Source organism: Haloferax sp. s1 (assembly GCF_058382125.1).
The window spans coordinates 1-9,585 of the sequence record NZ_JBZRPK010000607.1; the positions used below are offsets into that span (position 1 = coordinate 1).

Consider the following 9,585-nt stretch of genomic DNA (forward strand, 5'->3'; position numbering starts at 1 on the left):
ACCGGTGATGGCGAGCGGGGGGCCATAGCGATGCCGAGGTCGTGAGAGGGTGGCTCGCGCCGGTCGGGCGCGGGTGGCGACGACTGCAGTCTGAGGTGCACGAAATGGCGTGGTCTGTGCCGCGTTTGGGGGGCGGTAGCCGCGAGGCGTCCGGTCTCGGATGGTGAAGGGAAGCCGCTGGTCTGTTCCTGCGAGGCACATGTCCCACTCGACGAGCCGCCCGTCTGGACGCTCTCTGGCTGCTTCGTGTGGTCCGTCGACTGGCACACCGGCGTCGATGGCAGCCTTGGCACTAGCGGTGATATCGGAGGCTTCGATGCACCACGCGGTCGGCCCGGCCCCGGCTGCGAGGTGGGTCGGCCAGAAACCGGCGTCTTCGGCGTCGGTTCCGAGTGTCGGCGCGATGAGTTCGAGATACGACCCGTCGGGGAACGGAACGACGGCCATGTGAGTCGTTCCACTGCTGTGTTCGCCGCCGTAGGTCGGCGTCAGCCCAACCTCGTTCGCGGCGGCACGGAGTTCGTACAGTTCGATACCACCGAACGCGACGTGGTCGATGGTTCGGTCCATACGCCCTCCACGTCAGACTGCGTATAGTGTCTAGGGGCGTCCTGTCTGTGAATCTGAGCGTCGACCGAAGCGTTTTGCCTCCGGCACCCTTCGATAGCGTATGAACCTCCTTCGGAGCGTCAGAGCGGTTGCAGACGCTTCGGCGACCGGGTCCGGCACGATTGACTGGGACGCTGTCGCCGAGGCCGCAAAAGCTGCGACCGACCCGGGGCCACTCGACCTTTCAGCAGCCGAGCGAGCGGGGTACGCGGCCGACGTTCGCGACGCCCGCGACCGACTCAGGGTCGTCGCCGACGTGACGTTCGACGTGCCCGATGTCGCGGAAGTCCAGAACCGTCACCACTGGATCGACGCCAACGTCGAGACGTTCCGCCGTATCATGCTCCCCTTCGAGGAACACGGGCCGATACTCCTGCCGGGCGTCACCCGCGCTGTCAACACTGGGACCTTCGCGTTCGTCCTCTCATTTCTGGGGAACAACGTCCTCGGTCAGTACGACCCGCTTTTGTTGGCCGAAGGTGACGACGACCACGGGCTGTACTTCGTCCATCCGAACATCCGTCGCGTGGCCGACTCACTCGACGTCGACTATCCGCGGTTCCGTCGCTGGATTGCCTTCCACGAGGTGTCGCACGCGGCGGAGTTCGGTGCGGCCCCTTGGCTCTCGACACACCTCGAATCGCGGATGAAACGCGGTGTCGACGCACTCGTCGACGGTGACCTCGACCGCGACGCCTTCCGCGAACTCGACACGGCGATGACGGCGGTCGAAGGCTACGCAGAACTGCTGATGGACCGCGCGTTCGACGACGATTACGAAGACCTCCGTCGAAAACTCGATGAGCGACGGCAGGGTGGCGGTCCCGTCGCGAAAATTGCACGCCGAGTCCTCGGTCTCGGTCTCAAACGCCGCCAGTACGAGCGCGGCGCGCAGTTCTTCGAATACGTCGCAGACGAGCGCGGCATCGCCGCTGCCTCGCGTGTGTGGGACCATCCGGAGAATTTACCGACCGACGCGGAATTGGACGCGCCCGAGCGATGGATCGCACGGGTGTCGCCCTGAGGAGACTGCAACTCCATCAGAGTGCGCACCCGATACCCGAACGTTGTTCGGGTCGTGCACGCACCTTGGGTAGGTGCGTCGTGTTGAACCAGAGGCCCAACTCCGGTACCCCACGACGCATTCCGGTGTAGAACCAGGTCATTGCCCCTGCCCTGGTTACCGGCGGAAATTTGTGCACAGGGCAGAGATATATACCCTGCGATTCATTGTCACACGTTCAGTTCTATTTACGTATGTGTGAGTGAATATCTAAGAAAACGACGTGTTTATTCACAGATTCGTTACTAACGACGGTTTACTTCGGTGAATTCTCGACTCCATTTTGATAGATACCGTGTAAGGAGGACGCCGACGAGAAGTCCACCGATGAGCGCGAGACCCGTCTGGAGAAGCGTCGCACCTGCTTGAACGGCGATGAGCGTCGCGGAAACACCGATGAGTAAGATAAAACCAAGCTTGAGGCGACTGTTTGCGAGTTTCGTTTCGTCGTCGCTCAGGCTTGGTCCGACCATTTCGCCTCCCGCTTACGGACCGAACGCGGTTGTAATGGTCTCTCTACGAATCCTTCGTCCATACACTAGTTAACGGTTTGTAACGGTTTGAAACCGCGGGTGCTTACTCACTGGAACCCGCGGCCGACACCGTCGGATTCGATGAGGTCGTCGAGTTCTGACGAGAGTAACTCGTCGGCGTCCGTGAACTCGTCCGACAGACTGTCGAGGCGGTCGGGTCGGGCGTCGAACTCGTAGTCCATCGGGCCGAACGCGGGACTCTCCAGTGCCTCCATCACGTCGGTGAAAAAGTCGTCAGGTGAGGTCGGGGCCTCCGCGTGGACCTTCACCGTCTCTTCGAGGCGTCGCGCCATCGACTCCGCCTGCGATTCGTCTTCGGGTGGACGTTGCACCCCGAACAGGCCAGCGTCGTCTTCCTCGTGGCGATTCGGGAACAGTGGGTCGAGGTCGTCGTCGATGCGGCGGGCAACGCGAGCACCGACGCCGCGCACGTCGTACGGGTTCTTCGCGTACGTCTTGAGTTGGTAGACACCGACGTCGGGATGACCAAGAAAGAGGTCCTCGCCGATATGCTGCCGTCGCTGACCCGCGACGGCCCGCCACGCGTCCGGGTCGCGGCCGTCGTCGACAACGTCCGAGAGAATGTCTTGCCAATCTCTGACGCGCATGGGTGAGCATATCGCTGCAGCGGGAAAGAACGTGACGGTTGTTCGGTTCACATTGTCGTTTCGATGGCGGCGCAGTCGTCAGGCCGAGTCGAACGACCGACGGCTATTTGCCCGCGCCTCACCGACGACTTCGACGTGAACCTTCGCGGTCCGCTCGTCGAAGTCGGAGAGCCACGTGAAGTCGAGACGCGGTACGGCGAGCGCTCGCTGGCGGAGGTGACGCTTCGCCCCGAATGCGGGACGGCCGACCCCGTCACCGTGACACTGTGGGGGAAGTGGACCCACGCCGCCGAGCACGCCGAACCGGGGATGGACCTGCTCGTCACCGACGTGGACGAATCGGAGTACAAGGGCGAGACGACCTACGCGACCGGAAAAGAGTCGTTCGTCGTCGTCGAACCCGACTTCCTCGTCGACGTGACCGACATCCGTTCGTGGGTGCAGTGCTCGCGGATGTATTACCTGAACAAACTCTCGGGCATCCCGCTGAACTACCCGGTCGTGAAAGGGACCATCGTCCACGACGTATTCGGCGACCTCCTTCGCGGGCGCGACCTCGATTCATCCATCGACGAACGCATCGAAGAACGCGGCCTCGAACTCGGCTTACTTGGGCGCGAAGTCGAGGAAGTCGCGGACGAAGTCCGCCGAAACGCCGCCGCCATCGAGGGCTGGCTTTCGCAGGGCGTGCTCACCGACGAAGACGAATGGCGTTCGGAGTACACGCTCATCTCGCCGACGTTCGGCATCAAAGGCCGCGCCGACGCCCTCCGCCGGGGGTCGCCGGTCGAACTCAAGACCGGCAAGAACCTCAAGCGCGACCCGCGGTTTCAGGACAAGATTCAGGCGGCGGCGTACGCACTCATTCTGGACGAACGCGGCGTTCCGGTCGATACGGGAACGCTCCTCTACACGAAGAACACGACGCTCGACCGAACCGAAGAATCGGGCGACCTCTCGCCGGCGAAGGACTTCTCCATCGGTCGCGGTCTCCTCGAATTCGTCGTCCGCACCCGAAACGAAATCGCGGCGATGGAACACGACGTGTCGGTGCCGACGGGTTACGAGTCGAACTCGAAGTGCCAGTACTGCTTCGAGAAGGACACCTGCATGGTCGTCTCCGGCCGACTCGGACAGGAGTCGAAAGCCGGAGCCATCGGTAACCCGGTCTCCGAGGACGAACGCGAGTACTTCGACCGCTTCTACCGCGCCATCGAAGAAGAGCGCCGGGCAGTCCACGACGAGTACCGAAAACTCTGGGACCAAACTGCCGAAGAGCGGGCCGACGACGACCGGGCCATCATCGGTCTCGAACCACTCGGCCGCGAGGAACGACCCGACGGGACGTGGGAACTCCGCGCGAAGAAGACCGACGACGCGGTGTCGAAACTCCGCGAGGGCGACGTTGCGCTCGCCAGTGACGGCCACCCCGTCGAGGGTCACGCCGAACTCGCCCGCATCGTCGAACTCGGCGAGGAAGTCGTCGTCACGACCGACGAACCCGTCCCGCTTCGCCGACTGGACGTGTACCCCTCGGAACTCACCGTGGACAGGCTCCTCACTGCCCTCCACGACGCGATTCTGAAAGGGACCCCCGACCGGAAGGACGTGTTGTTCGACCGTCGTGCGCCCGAATTTTCGGACCGCTCGGCGGGTACGACGTACATCGACAACAACGAGGCACAGGACGAGGCGGTCAGTCTCGCCATCGACGCAGACGACCTCGCACTCATCCACGGACCGCCGGGCACGGGCAAGACCTACACCATCGCCCGGACCATCCGCGCGCTCGTCGAAGACGGAAACCGTGTCCTCTTGTCCGCGTTTACGAACCGTGCCGTCGACAACGCCCTCGAAGCCCTGCGCGACCAAGGGTTCGAATCTATCGTCCGCGTCGGCACCGAGTCGGGCGTCCGCGAGGACATGCTGGACGTTCGACTCTCCCGAAGCGGCGACCCGAACACGCTCGCAAGCGCCCTTCACGATGCCCCGGTTGTGGCCGCGACGACAGCGACGTGTGGCTCGCGCGTGATGCGCGAACAGTCGTTCGACGTCGCGCTCGTCGACGAAGCGTCACAACTCACCGAACCGGGAACGCTCGCCGCCGCGAACCTCGCAGACCGGTTCGTTCTCGTCGGCGACCACAAGCAACTGCCGCCGGTCGTCCGCGCCGAAAACGACCTGCAGACCTCGCTGTTTCAGCGACTCATCGAATCACATCCGGACGCGTCGGTGATGCTCGACCGGCAGTACCGGATGTCACAGCGGATTCAGGCGTTCGCCTCTGCGGAGTTCTACGACGGCGCACTCCGCCCGGCGGCCGGTGAGGTGGCTGCACAGCACCTCCGAGACCTCGGCATCGGTGTCGCCGACCTGCCCGACGAAATCGCCGACCCCGTCTCCTTTGTCGACCCCGACGGTCGGCGCGTCGGCAACACGAACCCAGTCGAGGCCGACCGCGTGGCCGAAATCGTCGCCGCCTACGAGGCCGCTGGAGTCGACGCCGACGACATCGGCGTCATCGCGCCGTTCCGCGCCCAGGTGGCCGAAATCACCCGCCGAACCGACGTGACCGTCGACACGGTCGACCGGTTCCAAGGGTCGTCGAAGGAGGTTATTATCGTCTCCTTTGTCGCCACCGGCGACCTCGACGGACCGCTGTTCGAGGACCACCGCAGAATCAACGTCGCTCTCACGCGGGCGAAAAAGGCGCTCTGTCTCGTTGGTGACGCCGACGCGCTCGAATCGGACCCGTTCTACGACCGGATGTTGCAGTGGGCGCGACGGTAGTCTCTTAAACCGTGTCGCGTCGGCGGTGACCGCCCTGTCTGCGCCGCCGAGAGCCGGGGTCGCTGAGAGCCGGGGTCGCTGAGAGTCGGGCCGCAGACAGTCGGGCCGCCGTCGAGAGTTGGGCCGCCGACAGATTCTCCTTTCTGCTGCCGTACCAGAAGGCATGAACCTCCCTCTCGGCGATGGGAGACTGTCCGTCTCGCTCCCGTCGTGTTCGGTCGATGTCGCACGTCCACCGGGTGGTGCACCCGTCGACCCCCGGACCGCGGCTGAGGCCGCAATGGAGCGCCCGCACGGGCCGCCGCTCGCCGGACTCGTCAATTCGACCGATGAGGTCGCCATCGTCGTCACCGACGTGACCCGAGATACCCCGGACGACGTGCTCTTGGACGTGCTCTTCGACCATCTGCCGGTCCCGCGAGAGAACATTACTGTCGTCGTCGGTCTCGGACTGCACCGCCCGATGACGGACGCGGAACTCCTCGACGGTCTCGGCGAGTACGCTGACCTCGCGGTGAACCACGACCCCGACTCGGTCGTCGCCCTCGGCGCGGTCGATGGGTGCCCGGTCTCCGTCCATCCCGCCGTCGCCGACGCCGACGTAGTCCTCTCCCCCGGCATGGTCGAACCGCACCAGTACGCGGGCTTTTCCGGCGGCGCGAAGACGGGCGTCATCGGCGCAGGCTCCGAATCCCTCATCCGCCACACCCACGGCCCGGACATGCTCTCGCGGGACGGTGTTCGCCTCGGCCGCGTCCGCGGGAACCCATTCCGCGAGACACTCGACAGAGCCGGACTCATCGCCGGTCCCGACTTCTGTCTCAACGTGACGAAGGGACCGGATGGGTTCCTCGGCGCGGCCGCCGGGAACCCAATCTCAGTCGTTCGCTCCTTGGCTGCAACCGCCCGCGAAGCGCTCTCTGTTTCGGTCGACACCAACTACGACGCGGTCGTCTGCGGCGTCGGCGCGCCGAAAGACGCGAACCTCTATCAGGCGACCCGCGCGGCGACGTACGTCGCTCTCGGCGACCGAAACCCGCTCGGGAGCGGTTCCGAAAGCGGTTCCGATGATTGCGGCCGACTCGTCATCCCCGCGGCGCTTCCCGAGGGTGCTGGCGAGGGGACCGGCGAAAAACGATTCTTCGACGCGCTCTCGTCGGCGACCGACGCCGCCTCGCTCTACGAGTCGATGCGGGCGGGCTACGAACCGGGCGCGCAACGGGCGTTCGTCGTCGCGCGCGTCCTCCGCGACCACGACGTGTACGTGACGAACTCGGCGTCGCCGGACGTGGTGAATTCGTGTCTCATGCATGCCCGCGAGTCGGTCGAAGACGCCGTCGAACCCGGCAGTCGCGTGCTCGTCGTTCCCGACGCGCTGAACACGCTGTTGGTCTGATTTTCAGGCGACGTCGATGTCGAGGTCGTCGCCCCCGTCACCGATTTCGTTCAGGACGCGCTCGTGGAACTCTCGAAGCGCCGCGCTCTCGTCTTCGGCGAGAACCACGTCGCTCGCCATCAACGTCGCAAGCCCGAAGGCGCGCGGGGTTGGCGTCGATACCTGTTGGTCAACGATGTCGACCTCGTCGTCCTGTACGGCTTCGAGCACGTCCACGATGGCCGCGAGGTTCAGTTTGTCCTGCAGAATCTCGCGGTAGGTCTCCTCCATCACGGCGAACTCGTCTAAGTCCTGTGTAAACGACAGCAGCATCTCGGAGGAGACTTGCTGCTGGGCGGCGGACTTCTCGTAGCCCTTGTAGCGCTTCAGAATCATGAGCGAGCGCGTCGCGTTGATACGGAAATAGCGCTTCAGGAGGTCGGTTCCGTTCAGGGCCGCGCGGAGGTCTGCTTCGACCACATCCGGATTCAGGTCGCGAAGGATGCCCGCGAGGTCGACCTTGCGGTTCAGCGGCATCGAGAGCGAAAATCCGTTGTCGGCGACGGCGACCTGGACGTTTGCGTTGGTCCGGCGGGCACAATGGTACGCGAGGAGGCGCGAGAGACCGTCGTTGAACTGTCTGCCGTAGGTGCAGTGAACGTAGTAGTGGCGGCGGTAGGCGTCGCGGTCGAGTTCGGCTTCAACGACCAGTCTCGATGGGGTCGCTACGCTCTCCGGACCGCCGTACTGGACCTGTTCGTCGAACATCCGCGTGATGGCGCGAACGCTGTTTTCGTCGAGCGAGTGGTCGCGGAGCCACGTCCGAACCGCTGGTGGGCCGCCGGACTGGAGACGGTCGACGAGTTCGGCCTGAAACGCGGCTATCTCGCGGCCGAGGTCGTACGAGAGGGGTAGTCGCTCTGAGAACCACGAGGGAACAGTCGGCCGTTGCGAGGTCCGGTCGACGTAGACCTTCGACCCGCGGCGGTATCGGTAGGCGAAGTTGTCGCCGCCGAGGACGAACACGTCGCCTTTCTCCAGCGTGTCGAGGTAGTTCTCGTCCAGCGTGCCGACCCACTGGTCGGCCCCGCGGACCAACACGTCGCAGGTGAAGGAATCGGGAATAGTCCCGATGTTGGTCATGTAGATGACGCGGGCCATCCGGCCGCGCTTGCCGACGAGTGGTTCGCCGACGGGGTACTCCTCGTAGTGATGTTCGCCGTCCGGTGGGTCGTTGGTGTCGCACCAGACCTTCGCGTAGACGTGCTTGTCTTCGAGACCCGCGTAGTCAGCGGTGAGATAGCGAAACAGGCGCTCGAAGTCGTCGTCCGAGAAGTTCCGGTACGGGTAAGCACGTCGGAGCGTCTCGCGGACCTCGAACTCGGGTCGAATCGAATTGATGGCCATCCCGTAGACCTGCTGGGAAGCCACGTCGAAGGCGTTCTCGGGGATAAACACCCGGTCTACGAAGCCCTCCTCGGCTTTCGTCAGCATCACCGCGCACTCGACGAGTTCGTCTCTGTCGAGCGCGATGACCCGGCCTTCGACGGTCTGGCCGAGTTGGTGGCCCGCCCGCCCGACGCGCTGGAGAAGCGAGGCGACGGATTTCGGCGACCCGACCTGCACCACGAGGTCGATGTGGGGCATGTCGATGCCGAGTTCGAGGCTCGTGGAGGTGGTGACGACCTGCAACTCGCCCGCCTTCAGTCTTGACTCGGTTTCCTGTCTCCGCTCCTTCGAGAGACTACCGTGGTGGCATCCAGAGTTCGTCTCGTCGATGTCGTCGTAGGTCTCCCGGAGGTTGTGCAGGACGCGCTCCGCCCCGGACCGCGTGTTCGTAAAGACGAGCGTGTTCGTGTGCGACGCGACGAGTTCGTGCAGGCGGTCGTAGAATCGCGTCTGTACCTCGTCTCGGGGCGTCCGAATCAGGTCGTCTGTGGGACACTCCAGTTTGATGTCGAAGTCGCGGACGAACCGCGTGTCGACGATGTCGTAGTCGCGTGGCTCGCCGTCTTCGTAGCCGACAAGGAACTCGGCGACCGTCTCAAGCGGTTCGACAGTGGCCGAACAGCCGATTCGCGTCGGCGACGACTCGGCAAGGTCTTCTAAGCGCTCTAGTGACACCGACAAATGAGTCCCGCGTTTGTTCTCCGCGAGGCTGTGAATCTCGTCGACGACGACGTACTCGACGGTCCGGAGTTTCTCTTTGAACTTCGGTGAGTTGAGCAGGATGGCGAGTGTCTCCGGCGTCGTGTTGAGGATGTGCGGCGTCTCCGAGAGCATCTTCTGCCGGTCGGTAGAGGACGTGTCGCCGTGGCGGATGGCGTGTCTGATATTGATAGTCTCGTCGCGGGCGGCGGCGATGTCCGCGATGCCATCCAGTGGCTCGGTGAGATTCCGATGGATGTCGTTTGCAAGCGATTTGAGCGGTGAGACGTACAGGCAGTAGACGGAGTTGTCGAGTCCGTCGGGCAACTCCCGGTCGCGGCGGAACAACTCGTTGATGATGGCGGTAAAGGACGCGAGCGGCTTTCCCGACCCCCGGGGGGCACAGATGGGGGGGGTTTCTTCCCCGTGAATGGGGGGGATCGCCCCCCGTTGGGGCGG

7 protein-coding genes are annotated in these 9,585 nt (G+C 64.1%); 3 read left to right on the forward strand and 4 right to left on the reverse strand.

Features of this window, described 5'->3' with window-relative positions; all coding sequences use genetic code 11:
* A partial coding sequence (locus tag QT222_RS12420) for a VOC family protein (protein ID WP_491477360.1) occupies positions 1–570 on the reverse strand: 570 nt, incomplete at its 3' end.
* A gap of 100 nt (positions 571–670) precedes the next feature.
* On the opposite strand from QT222_RS12420, the gene QT222_RS12425 reads away from it, so the two are divergent.
* Entirely contained in the window at positions 671–1,633 is a 963-nt protein-coding gene (locus QT222_RS12425) for a zinc-dependent metalloprotease (RefSeq protein ID WP_491477361.1), read from the forward strand.
* 284 nt (positions 1,634–1,917) lie between these two features.
* On the opposite strand, the gene QT222_RS12430 is transcribed toward QT222_RS12425, so the two are convergent.
* Positions 1,918–2,145, reverse strand: coding sequence for a DUF8527 family protein (locus QT222_RS12430; RefSeq protein ID WP_004060257.1), 228 nt, complete (start codon positions 2,143–2,145; stop codon positions 1,918–1,920).
* A 107-nt stretch (positions 2,146–2,252) separates the two neighbouring features.
* Positions 2,253–2,813 carry a hypothetical protein gene (locus QT222_RS12435; protein WP_004060256.1) on the reverse strand — a complete coding sequence of 187 codons (561 nt, stop codon included), beginning with the start codon at positions 2,811–2,813 and terminating at the stop codon, positions 2,253–2,255.
* A 135-nt stretch (positions 2,814–2,948) separates the two neighbouring features.
* On the opposite strand from QT222_RS12435, the gene QT222_RS12440 reads away from it, so the two are divergent.
* Positions 2,949–5,603 (forward strand): AAA domain-containing protein, encoded by a 2,655-nt coding sequence (locus QT222_RS12440; RefSeq protein WP_491477364.1) that lies wholly within the window; start codon positions 2,949–2,951, stop codon positions 5,601–5,603.
* A 163-nt stretch (positions 5,604–5,766) separates the two neighbouring features.
* Positions 5,767–6,999 carry a lactate racemase domain-containing protein gene (locus QT222_RS12445; protein WP_491477362.1) on the forward strand — a complete coding sequence of 411 codons (1,233 nt, stop codon included), beginning with the start codon at positions 5,767–5,769 and terminating at the stop codon, positions 6,997–6,999.
* A 3-nt stretch (positions 7,000–7,002) separates the two neighbouring features.
* Here the strand turns inward: QT222_RS12445 and QT222_RS12450 are convergent.
* A partial coding sequence (locus QT222_RS12450; protein WP_491477363.1) for an ATP-dependent helicase occupies positions 7,003–9,585 on the reverse strand: 2,583 nt, incomplete at its 5' end.

What these genes read in the sequence shown, in the direction of transcription:
- QT222_RS12425 (WP_491477361.1), top strand. Translation starts at nt 671, where the DNA reads ATGAACCTCCTTCGGAGCGTCAGAGCGGTTGCAGACGCTTCGGCGACC.
- QT222_RS12430 (WP_004060257.1), bottom strand. Translation starts at nt 2,145, where the DNA reads ATGGTCGGACCAAGCCTGAGCGACGACGAAACGAAACTCGCAAACAGT.
- QT222_RS12435 (WP_004060256.1), bottom strand. Translation starts at nt 2,813, where the DNA reads ATGCGCGTCAGAGATTGGCAAGACATTCTCTCGGACGTTGTCGACGAC.
- QT222_RS12445 (WP_491477362.1), top strand. Translation starts at nt 5,767, where the DNA reads ATGAACCTCCCTCTCGGCGATGGGAGACTGTCCGTCTCGCTCCCGTCG.